This window comes from Bradyrhizobium sp. B124 (assembly GCF_038967635.1).
Taxonomy (GTDB): domain Bacteria; phylum Pseudomonadota; class Alphaproteobacteria; order Rhizobiales; family Xanthobacteraceae; genus Bradyrhizobium.
Map to the genome: position 1 here is coordinate 3,423,375 of NZ_CP152413.1, position 21,781 is coordinate 3,445,155.

The window sequence follows — 21,781 nt, forward strand, 5'->3', positions numbered from 1 at the left end:
GCTCCATCCGGGCTACGAAGCTGCTGCGGCTTGAATGACCTTGGTTGACGCCGTGGCCGGGGCATGGCCGCCTGTCCAGGATGCTTCGTCCCCCAAATCCCTTGAATTCGCCGCAGGTCCGTGGTCTCACACGATCATTGGCGGCGGCTGAGGTCGCCCAAGGACATCTCAACCGGCAGATTTTTCGACGATGGCGCGCAGGTTTTCCGCTCCCTACCAGCAGGAGCCCGTGTCCGGTCTCGCCACCTGGTCGCGCAACCTCGCCATCTTCTCCGTCGTCGCGGTGGTGGTCTCGATCATCATCGTTCGCTTCGGGTTCCTGGAGGTCAAACCGGCGCTGGCCACCTTCTTCGGCGCGCTGGGCCTGGCCGGCCTGTCGATCCTGCTTGGGCTGGCCGCCTTCGCCGCGATCTGGCAGAACGGCACCCGCGGCATGGGCCGGATCCTGCTCGCGTTCCTGATCGACGCCGCGATCCTCGGCTACCCGGCCTATCTCACCTATCAGTACCGCAAGCTGCCGCGGATCTACGACGTCACCACCGACGCGATCGACCCGCCGAAATTCGAGGCGCTGGCGCGGCTGCGCACCGGCGAAGGCACCAACCCGGCCGCCTATGCCGGCCTCTATTCGGCCGAGAAGCAGCGCGCCGCCTATCCCGATATCGAAACCGTCGAACTGGAAACCCCGGTCGACCGTGCCTATGAGATGACCTTGCGGCTGGTGAACCGCCGCAAATGGCTCGTCATCGACGCACGCGCGCCGCAGCCGCCGCGCCGGATCGGCCGCATCGAGGCGGTGGCCCGCACGCCGATCATGGGCTTCCGCGAGGACGTCTCGATCCGGGTCACGCCCGACGACGAGGATTCGCGCGTCGATATCCGCTCCGCCTCGCGCTATTTCGACGCCGATCTCGGCAGCAATGCCGCGCGCGTCAAGAAGCTGATCGAGGACCTCAACTCCGCCGCCGACAACGAAAACGCCAAGCCGGCGAAGAAGGCGGCCCCGGTCGCGCCGAAGGCGCCGCCGGCGAAGTCGGTGAAGAAGTGATTCACCTCGTCATTCCGGGGCGCGCGCAGCGCGAACCCCGGAATGACAGTCAGGCTATCCGGTACGTTCCGCCGATCACCGGATCGCCATCCGTCGCCACGATGCCGCGCGCGACCAGATCCTCCAGATGCGCCAGCACCGAATAGCCGGCGGCATTGGCGAGGCGCGGATCGAGCCCGATATAGATCGCCCGCACCATGGTCGGGATGTCCGCCTCGCCCTTGCCGAGGCGATGCAGGATCGACGCCTCGCGCGCCCGGCGATGCCGCGCCAGGAAACGGACGTAGCGCGGGCCTTCCGGAATCTCCGGGCCGTGGCCGGAGAAATAGAGCTGCTCGGGGCGCTGCCCCAGCTGCTCGAGCGAGGCCATGTAGTCGATCATCGAACCGTCGGGCGGCGCCACGATCGAGGTCGACCAGCCCATCACATGGTCGCCGACGAAATTGATGCTGCGCTCGGCCCAGGCAAACGCCAGGTGATTGGCGGTGTGGCCGGGGGTGGCAACCGCCTCCAGCGCGAAGCCACTGCCCTCGATGACGTCGCCGTGCTTGACCTCGATGTCGGGCCGGAAATCGCGGTCGGCGCCGGATTCCGGATTGTGCTTCTCGCTCTCGAAACGCGGGCGCGAGGCGCGGTGCGGCCCCTCGGCATAGACAGGCGCGCCGGTCGCGGCCTTGATCCGCGGCGTGTTCGGCGAATGGTCGCGATGGGTATGGGTGACCAGGATATGCGTCACGGTCTCGCCCTTGACCGCATCGAGCAGCGCTTTCGCATGCGCCTCGTCGTCGGGACCGGGATCGATGATCGCGACCTTGCCCTGGCCTACGATGTAGCTGACCGTGCCGGTGAAGGTGAACGGGCTCGGATTGTTGCAGAGGACACGGCGCACGCCGGGGCGGACCTGTTCGACCACGCCGGGCTTCAGCGGAAAATCGCGGTTGAACGGGATGTCGTCGTTGTCGGCCATGGCTTTTGTCCGTGATGTCCGGATTCTCTTTGAACTCGTCATGCCCGGGCTTGTCCCGGGCATCCACGTTGCGAGCCCAAGACGTGGATGGCCGCGACAAGCGCGGCCATGACGACGTTTAGGTGGGCGCCGCTTTAAGAGAACGCCTGGATGCCGGTGATCGCGCGGCCGAGGATCAGCGCATGGACGTCGTGCGTGCCCTCATAGGTGTTCACTGTCTCGAGGTTCGCGGCGTGACGCATCACGTGATACTCGATCTGGATGCCGTTGCCGCCGTGCATGTCGCGCGCCATGCGGGCGATGTCGAGCGACTTGCCGCAATTGTTGCGCTTGACGATCGAGATCATCTCGGGCGCCATCTTGCCCTCGTCCATCAGGCGGCCGACGCGCAACGAGGCCTGCAGGCCGAGCGCGATCTCGGTCTCCATATCGGCGAGCTTCTTCTGCACCAGCTGGGTGGCGGCGAGCGGGCGGCCAAACTGCTTGCGGTCGAGCGTGTACTGACGTGCGCGGTGCATGCAGTCCTCGGCGGCGCCGAGCGCGCCCCAGGAGATGCCGTAGCGGGCGCGGTTGAGGCAGCCGAACGGGCCCTTGAGGCCGGAGACGTTGGGCAGCAGTGCGCTTTCCGGCACCACGACGTTGTCGAGCACGATCTCGCCGGTGATCGAGGCACGCAGCGAGAGCTTGCCGCCGATCTTCGGCGCCGACAGGCCCTTCATGCCCTTCTCCAGGATGAAGCCGCGGATCTGGTTGTCATGGGCGGCCGACTTGGCCCACACCACGAACACGTCGGCGATCGGCGCATTCGAGATCCACATCTTGGCGCCGTTGAGCTTGTAGCCGTCGGCCACCTTCTCGGCACGAGTCTTCATGCCGCCGGGATCGGAACCGGCGTCCGGCTCGGTCAGGCCGAAGCAGCCGACCCATTCGCCGGTCGCGAGCTTGGGGAGATACTTCTTGCGCTGGTTCTCGTCGCCATAGGCGTAGATCGGATACATCACCAGCGACGACTGCACCGAGTTCATCGAGCGATAGCCGCTATCGACGCGCTCGATCTCGCGCGCCACCAGGCCATAGGCCACGTAGCTCGCATTGGCACAGCCATATTCCTCGGGCAGCGTCACGCCGATCAGGCCGAGCTCGCCCATCTCGTTGAAGATCTCGCGGTCGGTCTTCTCTTCCAGATAGGCCTTGGTGACCCGCGGCAACAGCTTGTCCTGGGCATAGGCCCGCGCCGTGTCGCGGATCAGGCGCTCGTCTTCGGTGAGCTGGTCGTCGAGCAGGAACGGATCATCCCACTGGAAGCTGGCGGCAGCCGGCTTGTCCTTGGCCTGGGGGCGCACGCTCATGAAACATCCTTTCGCATCGTCTCTCGGAAATTGGCGGATAAATTAAAGCGCTATGCTGCGAAGCGCAATTGAATTGGGTTGTCGTCATTCCAGGGCACGCGAGAGCGTAAAATCCCGAGATTCCGGGTTCGATGCTGACGCATCGCCCCGGAATGACGGGTGCTAGCACTCCAGCCTCTCGTTCGACACGATCTCGATGCCGAAACCGGACAAACCCTTGTAGTCGTGCACCGAAGAGGTCAGGTGGCGGATCGAGGTGATGCCGAGATCGCGCAGGATCTGTGCGCCGACGCCGACCTCGCGCCATTGCTTGTTGCGATCGGCCTCCGCCGATTTCTGCTCGCTCACCGGCTGGACCGGAACACCGGCGGCACCGTCGCGCAGATAGACCAGCACGCCGCGGCCGGCATCCTTGAAGTGCCGCAACACGGCTTCCATCCGCGCCGGTCCAGTGAAGAGGTCTGTCACGATATTGGGCTTGTGCAGCCGGGTCAGCACGTCCCGGCCATCCCCGATGCCGTTATAGACGAAGGCGGCATGCATGATCTCGTCGAAGGGCGAGCGATAGGCATAGCCTTGCAGGGGGCCGATCGGGCTTTCGGTGGTGAAGGTCGCGACCCGCTCGATCAGCTTCTCGCGCGCCTGGCGATAGGCGATCATGTCCGCTATCGTGACATGCCTGAGCTTGTGGGCGGCGGCGAATTTCGCGACCTGCTCGCCCTTCATCACGGTTCCATCGTCGTTCATCAGCTCGCTGATGACGCCGACCGGCGGCAGGCCGGAGAGCCGGCACAGATCGACCGCAGCCTCGGTGTGACCGGAGCGCAGCAGCACGCCGCCGTCGCGCGCGATCAGCGGGAAGATGTGGCCGGGGCGCGCAAAATCGTTGGCGCCGGCGTTGGGATTGGCGAGCGCGCGGCAGCAGGAGGCGCGTTCCTCGGCCGAGATACCGGTGCCGCCATCGGGCTTGTAGTCGATCGAGACGGTGAAGGCGGTGGTGTGGTTGGACTCGTTGTGCGCCACCATCGGGTCGAGCCGCAGCCGGCGGGCGTCCTCGGTGGTGATCGGCGCGCACACGATGCCGGAGGTGTGGCGAATGATGAAGGCCATCTTTTCCGCCGTGCAGAACGACGCCGCGACGATCAAATCGCCCTCGCCTTCCCGATCGTCATCGTCGGTGACGACGACGAGTTCGCCCTTCGCAAAGGCTTGCAGCACTTCCTGGATCGTATCGGCCATTGTCCTGACATCTCGCTTTATGCAGGCAGTGGATTAGCCGGGTTCCGATGTCAGCGCCAGTATCATTATGCAACCCGCCATGCGTCCGGCAGGCATACCAGGACGGTGACAGGAGCCTGTAGCCCGGATGGAGCGAAGGACATTTCCGCGTGCGCGGTCCCCGGATTTCGCTTCGCTCCATCCGGGCTACAAGGCTGCCTTGTTTGAGCATGATCTTGTCGGAAAACCGGTCCCCACTTTTCCGGATCATGCTCGCCTACGGCAGCACCTCGCGCCGGTCGCTGAGCTGGGCGTCCAGCTCGGCGCGCTTGTCGTCGAGCAGCCCGGCGTCGGCGGCCTCGATCACCGAATAGAGCTCACCGGCGTCGCTGAGCCGGGTCACCGTCACGTAGTCGGCGCCAGCCGTGTAGAGGTCCTCGACACCGGTCAGGAGATCGGCGGTGGCAACAACCTTCGCGGTCGGATTCAGGGCGCGGACGTGGCGCACCAGCTTCTCATTGTCGGCGCCGACCAAGAGGAAATCCGGTACGCTCAGGATGATGATCTCGGCCTTGCCGATGCCGGCATGAACCAGCGTATCGACGTTGCTGATGTCGCCATAGATCACGTGCATGCCGCGGTCGGACAGCGTGCGGAACACCAGCGGGTTGAAGTCGATGACGCTGATCTGCTCGAGCAGCGACTGGTTCTGCCGCTCGATCTGGCTGATCAGCGCGCTCGCGGCACGGAAAAAGCCGAGGATGACGATGCGGCGGATCTCGCCATGTCCCTCCTCTTGGCTGCCCTCCTGCCCGGACCCGCCGCCGCCCTCGCGTTGATGGTCGAGATCACGCAGCCCGATCCGCTTCAACGGACCGATCAGGCCGCGTACGATCTGATCGCTGCGGGCCATCGCGAAGGTCGAGAGCACCGCCAGCACCACGAAGGCGAACGAGACCGCATTCGCGGTTTCGGTCCCGATATGGTTGGCGGCGACGCCGGTCTGGATCACCACCAGCGAGAACTCGGAAATCTGTGCCAGATTGATCGCCGGCAGCAGGCTGGCGCGCAGCCCCTGCTTCATCAGATAGAGCGGCGTGAACGTCGTGACCAGGCGACTCGCCACGGTAAAGGCCGCGATCACAAGCGCGAGCCAGATCACCTGTAAGCCTGGGATCGGGATCGTCATGCCGAGCGCGACGAAAAACAGCGTGATGAAGAAATCCCGCAGTGTCGTGACTTTGGCAGTAACGTCGAGCGCGTAGGGAAAGGTCGAGATCGAGACGCCGGCGACCAGCGAGCCCATCTCACGCGACAGATGCAGCCGCTCGGCGATCTCGCCGATCAGGAAGCACCAGGCGAGCGCGCCGAGCAGCACGAGTTCGGGCCGGCGCGCGATCTGATGGAACAGCCGCGGCAGCACGTAGCGGCTGAGCACTAGCGCGGTCGCGACCAGCACCGCGACGCGGGCAATCGACAGCAGCACGACGCTGATCTGCAGATTGTCCAGGCTCGGCTGCACGGCCAGGAACAGGATCGCGAAGATGTCCTGCAGCACCAGCACGCCGAGCGTGATGCGGCCCGGCAACGTATCCAGCTCGCGCTTCTCGTAGAGCACCTTGACGATGATCACGGTCGAGGACAGCGCGCAGGCGACGCAGAGATAGACCGCATCGAACTTGCCGCCGCCAATCGCAAGCCCGATCCCGGCAAAGAACGCCACGCCGATCAGGCAGCCGCCGATCAGCTCGCCGGCGCCGGCGAACAGGATGACCTTGCCGGCACGGATGATCTTCTTGAGGTCGATTTCCAGCCCGATCATGAACAGCATGAAGATCAGGCCGAGCTCGGAGATGACGCTGATCGACTCCTGGGACTTGATCCAGCCCATGCCGAATGGACCAATGAAAAAGCCGGCGATAAGGTAGGCCAGTATCAGCGGTTGCCGGGAGAAATGGGCGAGCAGCCCAATCCCCCAGGCAAACAGGATACAGAGCGTGATATCGCGAATGAGTTCATGCATACGTCAAAGACTTCCTGTTGCCGCAACCTAGAGGGCCGGGCGTGAGGATCAACCGAGCAATGTGTCACATCCGCGCAGGCGGCATTTTCTTGGCAGTTTTGCTCTGCCTGCCCACCGTGCGCATGACAGAGGCGCTAGCACAATCCCCCGGAAGTATTGAACAAAATTTTGCGAACTCGCTGACCGCGATGCCATCGGAAGGCCTCACCGCCTCCGGTGCATTCTACGTGCCGGTCTATTCCAGCGTGTCGATGAGCCTGGGCAAGCTGAGGGCGGATTTCTCGGTGACGCTGAGCGTGCACAACGCCTCCGAGACCAGGCCCCTGGTGCTGAAGCGGATCGCCTATTTCGACACATCAGGCAGGATGGTGGAGAGCTACCTCAAATCGCCGATCGCGCTAAAACCGTTTGCGACCGTCGAGGTCTCGATCGCCACGACCGATACCCGCGGCGGCACCGGCGCGAATTTCGTGGTCGATTGGGCAGCCGCCGGCGAGATCGCGGAACCGGCGGTCGAGGCATTGATGGTCGGCAGCGTCGGCGCCGGGCACTATGCATTCATCAGCCAGGGCCGCCCGATCCGGCTGACCGGCAAGAACTGACTTCATGGAAGGCCGCTTTTCGGCGGGCCTTCTCAACGACAACAACACGGAGCGAAACGTCCATGTCCACCTCAGCCCAGTTCGACTTTACACCGCTGCTTCCGGCCGGCCTGCCTGCGCCGGCCGCGCGCTGGACCGGGCTCGCCAAATACAGCTTCGTCGGCGGCAACAACGATCCCGACCAGGTCCCGGTCGACGGGCTGCTGGAGGCGGTCAACGCCGTGCTGAAGCGCGAGGGCAGGAATCTCGCGACCTACAACCTCGCGCACGGGCCGCAGGGCTATCTGCCGCTGCGCCAGTTCCTGACCGAGAAGCTGAAGCGCGATGCCGGCATTGCCTGCACGCCGGACGAGATCATGATCGTCTCCGGCTCGCTGCAGGCGCTCGACCTGGTCAATCACACCTTGCTCGCCAAGGGCGATACGGTGCTGATCGAGCAGGAGACCTATCAGGGCTCGCTGAACCGGCTGACCCGGCTCGGCGTCAACGCGGTCGGCATTCCCCTTGATGGCGACGGCATCCGGATCGATGCGCTGGCCGCAGCGCTCGCCGATCACAAGCGGCGCGGCATCACCCCGAAATACATCTACACCATCCCGACCGTGCAGAACCCGACCGGCTCGATCCTCCCCGAGAGCCGCCGCGCCGAGATGCTGAAGCTGTCCAGAGAATACGGCGTGCCGATCTTCGAGGACGATTGCTATGCCGATCTGATCTGGAACGGCGAACGGCCGCCGGCGATCTATGCCATGAGCAAGCATGGCGGCGTGATCCATATCGGCTCGTTCTCGAAGTCGATCGCGCCGGCGCTGCGGGTCGGCTTCATCGTCGCGCCCTGGGAAATCATGTCGCGGATGCTGCCGCTGAAGACCGACGCCGGCTCCGGCGCGCTGGAGCAGATGGTGCTCTCGGAATATTGCGCGCCGCATTTTGCGACCCACGTGCCGCGGCTGACCAAGGGCCTGCGCGCCAAGCTCGACACGCTGATGGAGGCGCTGAACGAGCAGTTCGGCACGTCGGCCGAGTTCGAGGCGCCCAAGGGCGGCATCTTCCTCTGGGTCAAGCTGCCCGATCATGTCGACACCATGAAGCTCTACCAGGCGGCGCTCGCCGCCGGGGTCTCGATCAATCCGGGACCGGAATGGTCGACCAGCAAGGCGCATTCCGGCAGCCGGCTCCGCCTCTGCTTCGCCAGCCCCTCGCATGAGCAGATCCGCGAAGGCGTCGCGGTGCTGGCCGAAGTGTGCCGCAAGGAGTTCGGCGTGCCGGCGCGCAGCAGCAATGTGGAGAAGCGCGGCTAGCGATCCGCATTCGCCGTCTCACGCGGTCAGGTGAAATTCCACATGCACCTGGCCGCTGCCGCTCGACGGGAAGTAGTCGCAGAGTTGCTCGGCGGCGCCACGAAAATCGTACCAGCCCAGCGCGGCAAACAGCATGATGGTATCGGCCATTCCGCCCTCGCCGTTACACCTCGTGGCGTAATCCGGGAGCATGTCGAGGAACTCCCGGTAACGGCGCTGCTGCCACAGCTCGAGAACGCGCAGATCGACCTGGCGGTTGAATTCACTGGCGATCGACGTCCAGGCTTCGGGCCCGAGCTGCTTGTTCGGCAATAGCCGATGCGACAGCGATCCGCTGGCGAGCAGCGCGACCCGCTCGCCGGACAGCGCGACCGCACGGCGGGTCGCCTCGCCGAGCAGCCTGCTTTCCTCGATCGACGTGAAGAGCGGCGATGCGACGGACACGACCTTGGCCGAGCCATCTTGGTTCAGGTAGTGCATCGGGACGATGGTGCCGTATTCAAGACCGAGGCTTTCGACCCGGTGCGCCATCACATTGAGGCCGTCGCCTGCCGCCTCGCGTGCAATCGCTTCCGCAAGCGCGGTATTCCCCGGCCAGTCGTAGCGCAGGTCCTTGATCATCTGCGGTGCCTCGTGGCTCGTGAACGAGCCGCGATGCCGGGTATTGGCGTTGACGTGGTAGCCGAAATTGGACAGCCAATGGGTATCGAACACCACGAAGGTGGACACGCCGCGTTCTCTGGCGCGCCGGCCGAGCTCATGCAATGCCGCGACCGCGCCGGCCCGCGCGTCATGCAGCGGGTGATCCGGGCGTTCCGACAGCATCAGGGACGGTACGTGGCTGACCTTGGCAGCAAGAACGAGTTCACCCATCGGCGTGATCCTCCCCTTCCCGGTCAGGCCGCTTTGGGCGCGTCACTGCGGAACGCGTTCAAAATGCGCAGCAGCAGCACGATCGAGACGTTGCCCTTGCCCGATTCTATGAGAGCAATGTAGCGCTGCGACACGCCGGATCGGCGGGCGAGCTCGCGACGTGTCATACCGATATTCGCCCGTGCCCCGCGCACAGCCGCGCCCAGCTGCAGGAGGAAATCGCTTTCGGAAAACGTCGCACCGCCAGGCGCGGAAGAACGTACCGATCGGTCTATGGAGGAACGATTCCCGGTCACGACATGCCCCTCATGATAGCTCATCATCGACGAGCGGGATTTCCTGTCCTTGACAAGGATCAATGACAGGAAGCCGGCGGGGCTTGCCGCTATCGTACCGAAAACGGCGCCTGATAGGGCCGGCCGAACGGCACGCCGTTGACCACGGTCTGCACCGGCTTCAGTTGCAGATTGCCGTCGCGCTTGTTGTTGCGGGTGTCGACGAAGGAGACCGGGCCTTCGATGAGGTCCATGATCGCGACATCGCCGGGCGCGCCGCGCTGCAGCGTGCCGATTTTCGGGGTCTTGTTGATGATCCGCGCCGGCACCGAGGTCGCCATCGCCACCACCTGCTCCAGCGAGGAGCCCATCGCCAGGAACTTGCTCATCACGTTGGGCAGGAACGGGATGCCGGGCGAATTGCCCGAGAACACGTGGATGTCGGAGGAGATCGTGTCGGGCGTGCAGCCGGCAGGGATCGCGATCTCGGCCACCGTGAAATCGAAGCTGCCGCCGCCATGGCCGACGTCGAACAGCACGCCGCGCTGCTTGGCCGCGAGCGCCGCCGGCAACAGCTTGCCGTCCTGCACGATGTTGGTGAAGGCGCCGGACATGTTCGGCGCGCCGGAATAGGCGTGGGTGAGGATATCGCCCGGCCGCAGCAGGTCGAGGATGTCGGACATCAACTCCCTGGTCTCGACGCCGCCGATATGCACCATCATCCGCGCCGGCCAGCCGCACATCTCGCAGGCCTGGATACCGCGCTTCAGCGGCTCGACGCCGTGCTTGAAGATGACGTTTTCCGACATCCGCACCTTGACCCCGATCAGGAAGTCAGGGTTCTCGGCGAGCGCCATCGCGCAGGCTTCGACCTGGGCGTTGTCGATGTTGTAGAGCTCGGCCACCGGGAAGGCCGACAGGCCGTTGTTGGCGATATGGACGAAGGCGTAGATCCGCGCCCGCGACTGCGCCACGATGAAGCGCCGCAGCGCCGCGAGATTGTTGACGCCGGCATCGCCGGCCGAAACGACGGTCGTGGTGCCCTGGAACTGCACCAGCTCGTCGGCGGGAATGCCGATCGCCGAGCCGTAAGGGTAGACGTGGCAGTGCAGATCGACGAGGCCCGGCATCACGAGCTTGCCCGATGCGTCGATGGTCTTGGCGGCGCGCGCGGCCGGGATCTCGTCTTCGATCGCCTCGATCAGACCCCAGCGGATACCGATGTCGCGCTTGCCGCGCAGCGACTGGCTGGGATCGATCACATCGCCGTTCTTGATCACGAGGTCGAATTTGTCGTCCGGCCCCATCGCCGCAGCGGCGGGCCCTGCGATGACAGCAGCAGCGGCCGATCCCGTACCTTTCAAAAAATCCCGGCGTGAAAATTCACCCACGGCAACGTCCCCCCGAACATTGATACTTATGGCGCGATGATGCGTCGGACGCCGGGGTTAGGCAAGGCCACCGAAAGATGCAGCCACGCTCACGCATCGGTTGTGCAGCGAACGCGCGGCGAGCGTTGCGTTGGGGCCGTTGCTGAACAAGCGTTCAGAAAACTCACTCGGTTCCTGAGGAACGTTTCAACGCCCGCACGGTTGCCTCCTCGCATCATTTGAGGAGGATGAGATGAAAAAGTTTGGTTTTGTTCTTGCGGCGATTGGTGCCCTTGCAGTGGCCGTTCCGTCGATCGCGAGCGCCGAGACCGTCGTGATCAAGCGCGGCGGCCATCACCACTGGGATCGTGGCTGGGGCTCGCGGGCCGAGATGCGCCATGACCGTGGCTGGCATCGCGGCTGGCATCACGACCATGACCGCGCGATGGTGATCAGGCGGGACCGCTACTAAGTACCGACACATACGATAGACCGACACAACGGAAATGGCTCCTCGCGGAGCCATTTTCTTGTTCTACGTCCTCATCCGATGCTCGCAGGACTCAGTCCCACGCCGGAGCAAAGCCCGGATTGACGCAGCGCATGTCCTTGCGCAGCGCAGCGATCGCCTTGCGGTCGTCGTCGTCGAGCTTGACCTTCGGCGCGTCGAGATTGGCCTTCTGGCTTTCTGCGCGCGAGGCCTTCGGTATGGCCGCGACGCCCTCCTGGTCGAGCAGCCATTTCAGCGCCACCTGCGCTGCGGTCGCATCATGCTTGCTGCCGATTTTCCCCAGCGTCTCGTCGGTTGCGAAACGACCCTGGGCGAGCGGACAATAGGCCACCAGCGGGATCGACTTCGCGGCGAGATATTTGCGCACCGGCGTCTGGTCCAGCATCGCGTGATATTCGATCTGGTTGCAGGCGATCGGCGCCTTGATGTCCTCGACAACGGTCTTGAGCAGTGCGGTGGTGAAATTGGCGACACCGATCGCGCGGGTGCGGCCCTCCTGCTTCAGCTGCATCAGCGTCTCGAAGACAGCCGGCAGCTTCATGTTCCGCGACGGCCAATGCACCAGATAGAGGTCGACGTGGTCGAGACGCAGCTTCTTCAGGCTGGTGTCGAACGCTCTCCGGATCGCATCCGGCGCCAGGTTCTCGTGCCAGACCTTGGTGGTCACATGCAGGTCCTTGCGCGCGACCTTCGCGTCCGCGATCGCGGCCCCGATCGCCTCCTCATTGCCGTACATCTCGGCGGTGTCGATATGGCGGTAACCGAGCCCGAGCGCGCTCTCGACCGCCGCGCGGCAGGCATCGCCCTGCATGCGGAAGGTGCCGAGCCCGAGCTGCGGCAGGCTGATGCCCTGTGTCTGCAGATTGTCCATGGATAGCTCCTGACGCGTGGGACGCCGATGTCATCGACGACGTCACGCCAGCAAATCGTCTGGTGGGAATGAAATTGGCAGAACTGCCAGCACACACTCTGCCCGCAAACCGGCCCTTCGGGCAAGGCGCCCGCAATCAAGATGTCGCGACGGCTTTCGCGAGCCTAGATATGTTGCGCCATGATCTGGCCGGGCCGCGCATCCGGCCGGGGCTCGATGTCGACCGACCAGAGATCGTGGTTGTCGACGTCCTTCAGCGTCACTCTCATCACGCCGGTCTTGCCGTCGATGTCGACGCGGCCGAAGAATTGCAGGCCGAAACACGGCGCGAGATTGTCGCCCTGCTCGGCCGAGCAGCCCTTCTGGTACATCGCCTTCGGGCCAAAGGTGTTGTCGAGCTCGCCCGGCGACCAGGTGCCGGCATGCAGCGGGCCGGAGACGAATTCCCAGAACGGCTCGAACTCCTGAAACACGGCGCGGTTCGGATCATAATGATGCGCGGCGGTGTAGTGCATGTCGGCGGTGAGCCAGACCGTATTGCGAATGCCGGCGCGCTTCATGAAGGACAAGAGATCGGCGATCTCGTGCTCGCGCCGCTCCGGCGGCCCGTCGCCGAGCGCGACGGCGTCCAGGCTGACGAGGCCGATCGGCAGATCCGCGGCGATCACCTTCCAGACGGCATCTGATGCCACCAGCTCCCGCTTCAGCCAGGCGAGTTGGCTTTGGCCGAGGATGAATGCCTGGTCCGGGTCGCCCTGCTTGTTCCAGCTGGAATCGCGATAGGAGCGCATGTCGATGATGAAGACGTCGAGCAGCGGCCCGTAGGGGATCTTGCGATAGACCCGGCCGTCGCGCTCCGGCATCAGCCGCATCGGCATGAATTCGTGGAAGGCGCGGCGCGCCCGTGCCACCAGGCGCGAGGTGCCGTCCGTGTCGTAACCGGTCGCATCGGCGGTGCCGATTGGCGACCAGTCGTCGGCCACCTCATGGTCGTCCCACTGCGCGAACATCGGCACCTCGGCATGGAAGGCGCGGAAATTCTCGTCGAGCCAGTTGTATTTGTAGTTGCCGCGAAACTGTTCGAGGCTGTGCGCGACCACCGATTTCTCCTCGGTGACGATGTTACGCCAGATCTCGCCGTTGGGCAGGGTCTGCTGCGGCGGCACCGTGCAATCGGCATAGATGTGATCGCCGGAATGGATGAAGAAATCCGGGCGCTCGTTCAGCATGGTGCGATAACTGCGCAGGCCGCCGCGCGCGGGGTCGATGCCCCAGCCCTGCCCGACCACGTCACCGGACCAGACGAAGGAGATCGAGCGGCGGTCGACCGGCGCGGTGCGGAAGTGCCCAATGCGGCTTTCGCCGGCGATGCCGTCACGATCCTCGAAGCGGACCCGATAGAACAGGTCCTGTCCCGGCGGCAGGCCATCGAGCAGCAGCTTGGCGGTGAAGTCGCGCTCGGGCAGCGCATCGGCGGACGCCGTGCGCAGGATGGTGGCGAAGCTCTCGACCCCTGCGCATTCGATCTGCATGCGCGCGGCGCGATCGGCGCGGGCCCAGATGACAGCGGAATCGCTGGCGACGTCGCCGGACTGGATGCCCGCGATCGCGGGACGATCCGCGGCGCGGCTCAGGTAGGGCCTTGCCAGCGCGCCCAATCCTGCCAGCGCGGCCGTGGACGCCGAGCGCACCAGAAGCTGACGCCTTGTGAGGCCTCGCCCCCTCGCGGAGATCGCTGTCGGCATCGAACAACCTTCGTCGAATCGCAACGAAGGTTTTGCCTGCGCCGTTTGACTCCGCCCTTACGGTTTCTTGACTCTGCGCCGACGGTTTTGCGACGGCGGGATGACTCGGGGGATATGGAGATCGGAACGGTGGCGTCAGGCGCCAAGCGCGCAAACGCCAAACCCGTCATCCTGAGGCGCGAGCGGAGCGAGCCTCGAAGGATGAATCGGTCCGGCTGCGAGAGCGTGGCCGATTCATCCTTCGAGACAGCCGCTTCGCGGCCTCCTCAGGATGACGGGTTTGGTATTGGTGCGAATGCGCGCGCAAGCCGGCGTGAGACCGCCGAGCCGCCGTCACCGCTGCCAGTTGCAGATACCGCCGGTGCGGCACGGCCAGGTCTGGATCCTGGTGTCGCGGGCTTCCGCATCGAGCGGGTTCGAATGGCGCCGTGCGAGCTTGGTGCGGGCCGGAACCTGCGCCGCTGCGCGCTTGCGTTCGTGCGATGCCGTTACCCTGCTGGTCCGCACCGCCTTCTGCGGCTCGACTTTCGGCTGCTCGACCTTCGGTTCGACACTGGCGCGCTGATCAGGTCCGTGGTCGGTCTTCGCCTCGACCGGAACCGGCTCGAACTGCGCCGGCGGGCCAAGCGGCTTCGGCGAGAGCACGGCCCGCGAGAGATCGAGGCTGAAGAACTCGCTTGGGCGATAGTCGTCAGCCAACGCCACGCCACCCAACGCCAGGCACGCGGTGCAAACAGTTGCAACAAAAGCGCTTTTCAGGACCATCAAAGGGCCTCCTGAAATCACTCGAACAGAACAGCCATCATGTAGGAGCCCGGCCGCGCGAATCCAGCCACGGCCTACGGGCAGGGTTACCGGTCAACCAAGGCGGCTGTGGAAAGTTCCGCTGCCCGCCACCTGGAGCGCCGTTCCGATGGTATCGGAACGGGTTTCTAGGTTCTTGTTTTGACGCGTTTTCTTCACGCGAACCGGTAGCCACTTCGCTCGAATACGCTCCAGCCTACTCGGCGGCCTGTGCCAGCGGCTGGCCGATCGCGCGCTCCAGCCGCGCACATTCGGTGCGGTAGCGGGCGACGTTGCCTTCCTTGATGTGGCCGTAGCCGCGCACGAGGTCGGCTGCCTTCGCCAGCGCCACCAGTCGCGGCAGATCGAGCGACTTCTTGCCGTCGAGGTGACGCAGGATCATCGCGGAGTAATCCACCGGCAGCGCGCGCTCCATCTTGCGCTCGGCGGTGTAGCCGAAGATGTCGAACGCGGTGCCGCGCAGGCCCTTCAGACCCGCCAGCAGGCCGAACGCCTTGAAGATCCACGGCCCGAATTCGCGCTTCTGCAAACGCCCGGTGACGGGATCGCGCTGTGCCAGCAGCGGCGGCGCCAGCAGGACCTTCAAGCCGGAATTGCCCTCGAACTGCTCTCTCAAGGCCTTGCTGAACTCGCCGTCGGAATAGAGCCGCGCGACTTCGTATTCGTCCTTGTAGGCCATCAGCTTGAACAGGCCCTTTGCAAAGGCCTCGGTCAGGTCCTGCGAGCCCGGCGCTGCCGCGGCTTCAGCGGAGCGGACGCGCGCGACGTCATCGAGATAGCGCTTGGCGTAGGCCGCGTCCTGATAGTCGGTGAGGAACTTGGCGCGGAACGCGATCGCCTCATCGAGCGTCTTCTTCGCCGGTGCCGCGCCAGCATTCTTGAAGCGTGCGGCGCTGACCACGCGCGGCAGATCGTGCGCGGCGAGCCGGCCCCACGAGAACGCGGTCTTGTTCATCTCGATCGCGGCGCCGTTGAGCTCGATCGCCTTCAGGATGGCCTCGAGCGACAGCGGGATCGCGCCGCGCTGGAACGCGAAGCCGAGCATGAAGGCGTTGGTGGCGATGCTGTCGCCCATCAGCGCGGTGGCAAGCCCGGTGGCATCGAGGATGTCGAGATCATCCGGTCTCACCGCGCCGTTCAGCGCGTCGCGCATCGAGCTGGCTTCAAAGTCGATATCGGGATCGATCACGAAGCTCGCGGTCGGCAACAAATCGGCGTTGACGACGGCGCGGGTGACACCGCGCTCGGCGCGGCTCAGCGCCGGCACGCTGGTGGCGACGACGAGGTCGCAGCCGAGGATCAGATTGGCATTGCCGGGCGCGACGCGGACCGTGGTCAGCATGTCGGACGTGGGCGCAAGTCGGACATGGCTCATGACCGCGCCGTTCTTCTGCGACAGGCCGGTGAAGTCGAGCGTCGAGCAGGCGAGCCCCTCGACATGCGCGGCCATGCCGAGCAGCGCGCCGATGGTGATGACGCCGGTGCCGCCGATGCCGGTGATCAGGATGTTGTAGGGGCTGCTCAACGCGGCCGCAGGCGGCGCCGGCAGGTCGGCGAACAGCGCCTTGGGATCGGCGGCGGTGCGGTCGGCCTTGCGCAGCTTGGGATCCTGCACCATCACGAAGCTCGGGCAAAAGCCCTCGATGCAGGAAAAATCCTTGTTGCAGTTCGACTGGTCGATGCGACGCTTGCGGCCGAGCTCGGTCTCCAGCGGCTGCACCGAGACGCAGTTCGACGCCACCGAACAATCGCCGCAGCCTTCGCAGACGCGCTCATTGATGAAGACGCGCTTGGCCGGATCGGGAAACAGCCCGCGCTTGCGGCGGCGGCGCTTCTCGGCAGCGCAGGTCTGGTCATAGATCAGGACAGTGAGGCCCTCGATCTCGCGCAAGGTGCGCTGCACGGCGTCGAGCTCGCGGCGATGGTGGATGGTGGCGCCGGACGGGAAGTAATTGGCGGGATATTTGTCGGGATCGTCGGAGACGATCGCCAGCCGCTTGGTGCCCTCGGCCGCGACCTGGTGCGCGATCTGCGCGACCGTGAAGCCGCCTTCGGCCGGCTGGCCGCCGGTCATTGCGACCGCGTCGTTGTAGAGGATCTTGTAGGTGATGTTGACGCCGGCTGCGGCAGCGGCGCGCAAAGCTAAGAGACCGGAATGCGTGTAGGTGCCGTCGCCGAGATTCTGGAACACGTGCTGTTCGCTGGTGAACGGCGCCTGCCCGATCCAGCTCACGCCCTCGGCGCCCATATGCGAGATGGTCTGGGTGTTGCGGTTCGGTACCGACAGCGCCATGCCGTGACAGCCGATACCGGCCATGGCGCGGCTGCCTTCCGGAATCTTGGTCGACGAGTTGTGCGGGCAGCCCGAGCAGAAATACGGCGTGCGTTGCAGCTTCGCGGTGCCGGTGCCTTCGGCCGGGCGATCGAACGCCTCGAGTTTTGCCAGGCGCTGCTCCAGCAGCGGACTGCGGTGGCCGAGCTTGCGCAGCCGCGCGACGACGGCGGCCGCCACCATGGTCGGCGTCAGCTCGCCCTCGCTCGGCAGCAGCGGCGCGCCGCTCTCGTCGCGCTTGCCGACCACCGAGGGGCGCTTCGATGCGTCCATGTTATAGAGGATGCGGACCAGTTGGTCCTCGATGAAGCCGCGCTTCTCCTCGACGACGAGCACATCCTGCAAGCCCTCGGCGAAGTCGCGCGCGCCGCGCGCCTCCAGCGGCCAGGTCAGCGCCACCTTGTAGATGCGAAGGCCCAGCGCCTGCGCCTCGGCATCGGTGATGCCGAGATCGGCGAGCGCCTGGCGCAGATCGAGATAGGCCTTACCGGTCGCCATGATGCCAAGCCGCGCCGGCTTGGAGTCCAGCACGATGCGATCGAAGCGGTTGGCACGGGCGAAGGCCGCGACCGCCTCCATCTTGGGCCCGTGCAGCCTGCGCTCGGCCTCCAGCGGCGGATCGGGCCAGCGGATCGAGAGCCCGCCCGGCGGCATCTCGAAATCGTCGGGCATGATGATCTTGATGCGATCGGGATCGCTGACGATCGAGGCCGAGCTTTCGACCGTCTCCGAGATCGCCTTGAAGCCGACCCAGCAGCCGGAATAGCGCGACAGCGCGAAGCCGAGAATGCCAAGGTCGAGATAATCCTGCAGCGTCGCCGGATTGACCACCGGCATCAGCGCCGAGGCGAACACCTGCTCGCTCTGATGCGCCAGAGTGGAGGACTGGCAGCCATGGTCGTCGCCGGCCAGCGCGATCACGCCGCCATTCGGCGAGGTGCCGGCCGAATTGGCGTGCTTGAGCGCGTCGAGCGAGCGGTCGACGCCGGGACCCTTGCCATACCAGATGCCGAACACGCCATCGACCTTGGCACCGGGGAACATGCCGACCTGCTGGCTGCCCCACACCGCGGTCGCCGCCAGGTCCTCGTTGAGGCCGGGAATGAAGGCGATGTCGTGCTCTTTAAGGAACGATTTGGCGCGCCACAGCGCGTGGTCGTACATGCCGAGCGGCGAACCGCGATAACCGGAGATGAAACCTGCGGTATTCAGCCCGTGCGCGCGGTCGCGTTCGCGCTGCAACATCGGCAATCGGACCAGAGCCTGGGTACCGGAGAGGAAGATTCGTTTCGTATCCAACCGGTACTTGTCGTCCAGTCCAACTTCCATCAACGCCATCAGTTTCAGGCTCCCCGCCGATCAAGTCACGCCGGTCCGAACCGGTCTCATTCTCTTGCCCATGATCATGCATCAGCATGCACTGATTTTGTTATGCATGAACAGCCCCGTTCCATGGCCGCAGCACATATCTCATGTTGCGGCCTTGTTGCTTTGCGAGGCTTGCCGAACCCCGGCTTCTTTGAAACGGTGGCGCGCAAAGGGAGACCAAGGATGATTAAAGTCGAATCCGCATTCACGACGGAAATCGTGGAGAACGGCAATCTGCTGGTGGGTCCCTGGCGCAGCCCGAAGCAGATGCTGCAGGCCCAGACCTACGACTCCCATGCTTCGATTCACGACGATGCAACCGCGCAGAAGCTCGGCTTCCGCGGCGGCACCATCGAGGGACCGACCCATTTCAGCCAGTTCGCGCCGCTGTGCGAGCGGATCTGGGGCCGGACCTGGTTCATGACCGGATGCCTGTCCGCGCACTACCGCAATCCGGTGTTCGAAGGCGAAGAGGTGCAGGCCCAGATCGAGAAGCCGAAGCCGGGCCAGACCGTTTGCACGATCGGGATGATCAAGCGCGACGGCACCGAGATCCTGCGCGGCACCGCCTCGATCGACGGTGACGGCACGGAGACGGCGCTCGCCCGCAGGCTCGGCGAATTGAAGCCGCTGACCGATCCCGTGATCCTCGCCGACATCAAGGTCGGCATGAAGACGGCCCGGCAGGCGATCAAGATGGATTTCGACCAGAACATGGGCGATCTCTATCCGTTCTCGCTGGCCGACAAGCTCAAGGTGATCACCGAGCCGTCGGATTATTATTCGCTGGAGTACAATCCCTGGGGCCGCGCCATCATCCCGATGGAGATGCTGAGCGTGCTGTTCCAGTATCGCGCGCGCGAGGACCGGCTACCGGTCCGCGGCCCGGCCGTCGGGCTGTTCGCGGATCAGGAGATCCGCCTGCTGCGCGGGCCGCTGTTCCCGGGCGAGACCTATTGGGTCGAGCGCGAGGTCGTGGCGCTCTCGGGCAGCAAGCGCACCGAGAGCATGTGGGTGCGCTCGACCGTGTTCGATGCCGACAACGCCGTGGTCGCGACCATGCTGCTCAACGGCGCCAGCATGAAGGACTCCTACGCCAACTACGAGCGCGAGCACAAAGCGCTTTACGGCTGAAGCGCTAAAGCATGATCCGGAAAAGTGCGAAGCGGTTTTCCGAAAAGATCATGCTCAAACAATGAACTAAAGCGCGATGACGATTCAACCCCAATCTCATCGCGCTTTAGCCGCCCCTCCGCAAGCCGCCGAAGCAAGGACAACAACAATGGCCCGCCTGCCCTATCTCGAAGCCGACCAGGTGGCCCCCGAATATCGCGACATGCTCAAGCGCAACACCAATCTGCACAAGCTGCTGGTGAACTCGCCGGACATGGCGCGCGCCTTCAACGGCATCGGCGGCTACATCCGCTTCAAGAGCAAGCTCGACCCGCGGCTGCGCGAGCTTGCGATCCTGCAGGTCGGCTGGCTCGAGAAGTCGGAATACGAATTCACCCATCATGTGAAGATCGGCAAGGAGTTCGGCGTCACCGACGAGGACATCCAGGGCCTGATCGGCGAGACCGAGGGCAAGCCGTCCAAACTCGAGCCGCTGGCAAAGGCGGTCCTCAAGGGCGCCCGCGAGATGGTGCGCGAGCTCGCGATGTCGGAGGCGACCTTCGCCGAGATCAAGCAGCATCTCTCCGACGAGCACATGACCGACCTGGTGCTGACCATCGCGTTCTACTGCGCCGTGGTGCGCGTGCTCGCCACCATGCAGATCGACAATGAGCCAACCTACAAAGAGGTACTGCAGCAGTACCCGATCCCGGGAGTGAAGTGACATGCGCCTGCAAGATCGCGTCGCCATCGTCGTCGGCGCCGGCCAGAGCCCCGGCGAGGGCATCGGCAACGGCCGCGCCACCGCGCTGACCTTCGCGCGCGAAGGCGCCAAGGTGCTGTGCGTCGATCACAATCTGGCGTCGGCGCAGGAAACCGTCGACCTGATCGCGGCCAAGGGCGGCATTGCGGTTGCCTTCAAGGCCGACGTCACCAAAAATGCCGACATCAAGGCGATGGTGGCGGATGCGCATGGCCGCTGGGGCAGCGTCGACATCCTGCACAACAATGTCGGCGTCAGCCTCTCCGGCGGCGATGCCGAGCTGCTCGACATTACCGAGGAGGCGTTCGACCGCTGCGTGGCGATCAACCTGAAGAGCTGCATCCTCGCCGCCAAGCATGTGATCCCGATCATGCGCCAGCAGCAGCGCGGCTCGATCATCAACATCTCGTCGATGGCCGCGATCACGACCTATCCATACGTCGCCTACAAGGCGACCAAGTCAGCGATGATCGCCTTCACCGAACAGCTCGCCTACCAGAATGCGCAATATGGCATTCGCGCCAACGTGATCCTGCCGGGATTGATGAACACGCCGATGGCGGTGGACACGCGCGCACGCGAATTCAAGAAGAGCCGCGCCGAGGTCGAGGCTGAACGTGACAGCAAGGTGCCGCTGCGCCACAAGATGGGCACCGGCTGGGACGTCGCCAATGCTGCGCTGTTCCTCGCCTCGGATGAGGCGAATTTCGTCACCGGTGTGACGTTGCCGGTCGATGGCGGCGCCAGCGTGCGGCGCGGTTAACGAATAGCGAGGAATCCGGCCGGTTAATTGAGACGATTAACCTGTGTGACGATGTGCGATTAATCACTGTGACGGCATCACGTGGCAATGCGCCACAATGATTCGAAAAACTTGAAGTATTCCAATGACACGGCGATGTGACGGCGCGTCCACATAAATCGAAATCCTGACTCGTTGTGGTCGCACGAAATTCATCTGCGCTCTGTATCTCGCACGCCAAGAACTTCTGGAGTGCCTGGACCAATGAGCGAAGAATTCGAACTCAGACCCGATCAGTGGGATGCGCTGAAAGCGTTGCGGATTCCCGCAGCAAACCCGTCACGGCTGAACCGGTTCGCCGTCGAGAGCCTGATCACGCTCGGTTATGTCGCCGTGCGTGGAGATTCGTTCGAATTGACGCCCGCGGGCCGCAAGGTGCTGGTCCGCGGCTCGTCGCAATTGTTGCTCGATATCGCAGCCTGATTCCCTTCAAACTGACACGAGGC

The 21,781-nt window shown here is 64.5% G+C and carries 19 protein-coding genes; 8 read left to right on the forward strand and 11 right to left on the reverse strand.

The window, feature by feature from the left end:
- The first annotated feature begins 190 nt into the window (after positions 1-190).
- Complete coding sequence (locus tag AAFG13_RS16450; protein WP_212311501.1) at positions 191-1,048, forward strand: DUF1499 domain-containing protein; 858 nt, start codon at positions 191-193, stop codon at positions 1,046-1,048.
- Positions 1,049-1,097: 49 nt separating this feature from the next.
- Here AAFG13_RS16450 and AAFG13_RS16455 read toward each other — a convergent pair whose 3' ends face one another.
- The 4 genes from AAFG13_RS16455 to AAFG13_RS16470 form a co-directional block, all read right to left on the reverse strand.
- The gene (locus AAFG13_RS16455; RefSeq protein WP_342712647.1) at positions 1,098-2,015 is read right to left on the reverse strand and encodes an MBL fold metallo-hydrolase; all 918 of its coding nucleotides are present in this window, start codon (positions 2,013-2,015) and stop codon (positions 1,098-1,100) included.
- A gap of 134 nt (positions 2,016-2,149) precedes the next feature.
- Positions 2,150-3,364 (reverse strand): acyl-CoA dehydrogenase, encoded by a 1,215-nt coding sequence (locus AAFG13_RS16460; RefSeq protein WP_173641390.1) that lies wholly within the window; start codon positions 3,362-3,364, stop codon positions 2,150-2,152.
- A 162-nt stretch (positions 3,365-3,526) separates the two neighbouring features.
- Positions 3,527-4,603, reverse strand: a complete 1,077-nt coding sequence (ribB, locus tag AAFG13_RS16465) for a 3,4-dihydroxy-2-butanone-4-phosphate synthase (RefSeq protein ID WP_342712648.1) — start codon at positions 4,601-4,603, stop codon at positions 3,527-3,529.
- A gap of 256 nt (positions 4,604-4,859) precedes the next feature.
- Entirely contained in the window at positions 4,860-6,605 is a 1,746-nt protein-coding gene (locus tag AAFG13_RS16470) for a cation:proton antiporter (protein ID WP_342712649.1), read from the reverse strand.
- A gap of 122 nt (positions 6,606-6,727) precedes the next feature.
- On the opposite strand from AAFG13_RS16470, the gene AAFG13_RS16475 reads away from it, so the two are divergent.
- Together AAFG13_RS16475 and AAFG13_RS16480 are read left to right on the forward strand one after the other, a co-directional pair.
- Positions 6,728-7,207 (forward strand): DUF3124 domain-containing protein, encoded by a 480-nt coding sequence (locus AAFG13_RS16475; RefSeq protein ID WP_342713345.1) that lies wholly within the window; start codon positions 6,728-6,730, stop codon positions 7,205-7,207.
- A 62-nt stretch (positions 7,208-7,269) separates the two neighbouring features.
- A complete protein-coding gene (locus AAFG13_RS16480) occupies positions 7,270-8,508 on the forward strand; it encodes a PLP-dependent aminotransferase family protein (RefSeq protein ID WP_342712650.1) in 1,239 nt (412 codons plus the stop codon).
- An 18-nt stretch (positions 8,509-8,526) separates the two neighbouring features.
- On the opposite strand, the gene hpaD is transcribed toward AAFG13_RS16480, so the two are convergent.
- The 3 genes from hpaD to AAFG13_RS16495 are packed head-to-tail and all read right to left on the reverse strand — an operon-like array spanning position 8,527 to position 11,047.
- Positions 8,527-9,381 carry a 3,4-dihydroxyphenylacetate 2,3-dioxygenase gene (hpaD, locus tag AAFG13_RS16485; RefSeq protein ID WP_212311505.1) on the reverse strand — a complete coding sequence of 285 codons (855 nt, stop codon included), beginning with the start codon at positions 9,379-9,381 and terminating at the stop codon, positions 8,527-8,529.
- Between the two features lie 23 nt (positions 9,382-9,404).
- Entirely contained in the window at positions 9,405-9,740 is a 336-nt protein-coding gene (locus tag AAFG13_RS16490) for a helix-turn-helix domain-containing protein (protein ID WP_342712651.1), read from the reverse strand.
- 26 nt (positions 9,741-9,766) lie between these two features.
- Positions 9,767-11,047 (reverse strand): amidohydrolase/deacetylase family metallohydrolase, encoded by a 1,281-nt coding sequence (locus AAFG13_RS16495; protein ID WP_342712652.1) that lies wholly within the window; start codon positions 11,045-11,047, stop codon positions 9,767-9,769.
- A gap of 232 nt (positions 11,048-11,279) precedes the next feature.
- Between AAFG13_RS16495 and AAFG13_RS16500 the strand changes: the two genes are divergently transcribed.
- On the forward strand, positions 11,280-11,498 hold the full coding sequence (locus tag AAFG13_RS16500) for a hypothetical protein (RefSeq protein WP_212311507.1): 219 nt from the start codon (positions 11,280-11,282) through the stop codon (positions 11,496-11,498).
- A gap of 91 nt (positions 11,499-11,589) precedes the next feature.
- On the opposite strand, the gene AAFG13_RS16505 is transcribed toward AAFG13_RS16500, so the two are convergent.
- The 4 genes from AAFG13_RS16505 to AAFG13_RS16520 all read right to left on the reverse strand — a co-directional run bounded on the left by AAFG13_RS16505 (position 11,590) and on the right by AAFG13_RS16520 (position 18,627).
- A complete protein-coding gene (locus AAFG13_RS16505; RefSeq protein WP_342712653.1) occupies positions 11,590-12,408 on the reverse strand; it encodes an aldo/keto reductase in 819 nt (272 codons plus the stop codon).
- A 164-nt stretch (positions 12,409-12,572) separates the two neighbouring features.
- Complete coding sequence (locus tag AAFG13_RS16510; RefSeq protein WP_342712654.1) at positions 12,573-14,153, reverse strand: alkaline phosphatase D family protein; 1,581 nt, start codon at positions 14,151-14,153, stop codon at positions 12,573-12,575.
- A 333-nt stretch (positions 14,154-14,486) separates the two neighbouring features.
- Complete coding sequence (locus tag AAFG13_RS16515) at positions 14,487-14,918, reverse strand: hypothetical protein (protein WP_342712655.1); 432 nt, start codon at positions 14,916-14,918, stop codon at positions 14,487-14,489.
- 235 nt (positions 14,919-15,153) lie between these two features.
- Positions 15,154-18,627, reverse strand: a complete 3,474-nt coding sequence (locus AAFG13_RS16520; RefSeq protein WP_342712656.1) for an indolepyruvate ferredoxin oxidoreductase family protein — start codon at positions 18,625-18,627, stop codon at positions 15,154-15,156.
- 213 nt (positions 18,628-18,840) lie between these two features.
- Here AAFG13_RS16520 and AAFG13_RS16525 point away from each other — a divergent pair, with 213 nt between their 5' ends.
- From AAFG13_RS16525 to AAFG13_RS16540, 4 genes are all read left to right on the forward strand, one after another.
- Entirely contained in the window at positions 18,841-19,791 is a 951-nt protein-coding gene (locus AAFG13_RS16525; protein ID WP_212311512.1) for a hypothetical protein, read from the forward strand.
- A gap of 148 nt (positions 19,792-19,939) precedes the next feature.
- A complete protein-coding gene (locus tag AAFG13_RS16530) occupies positions 19,940-20,494 on the forward strand; it encodes a carboxymuconolactone decarboxylase family protein (protein WP_342712657.1) in 555 nt (184 codons plus the stop codon).
- Position 20,495: 1 nt separating this feature from the next.
- Entirely contained in the window at positions 20,496-21,296 is an 801-nt protein-coding gene (locus AAFG13_RS16535; protein ID WP_212311514.1) for an SDR family NAD(P)-dependent oxidoreductase, read from the forward strand.
- Between the two features lie 243 nt (positions 21,297-21,539).
- Positions 21,540-21,758: a hypothetical protein gene (locus AAFG13_RS16540; RefSeq protein WP_342712658.1), complete on the forward strand. Its 219-nt coding sequence runs from the start codon at positions 21,540-21,542 to the stop codon at positions 21,756-21,758.
- Positions 21,759-21,781: the final 23 nt, after the last annotated feature.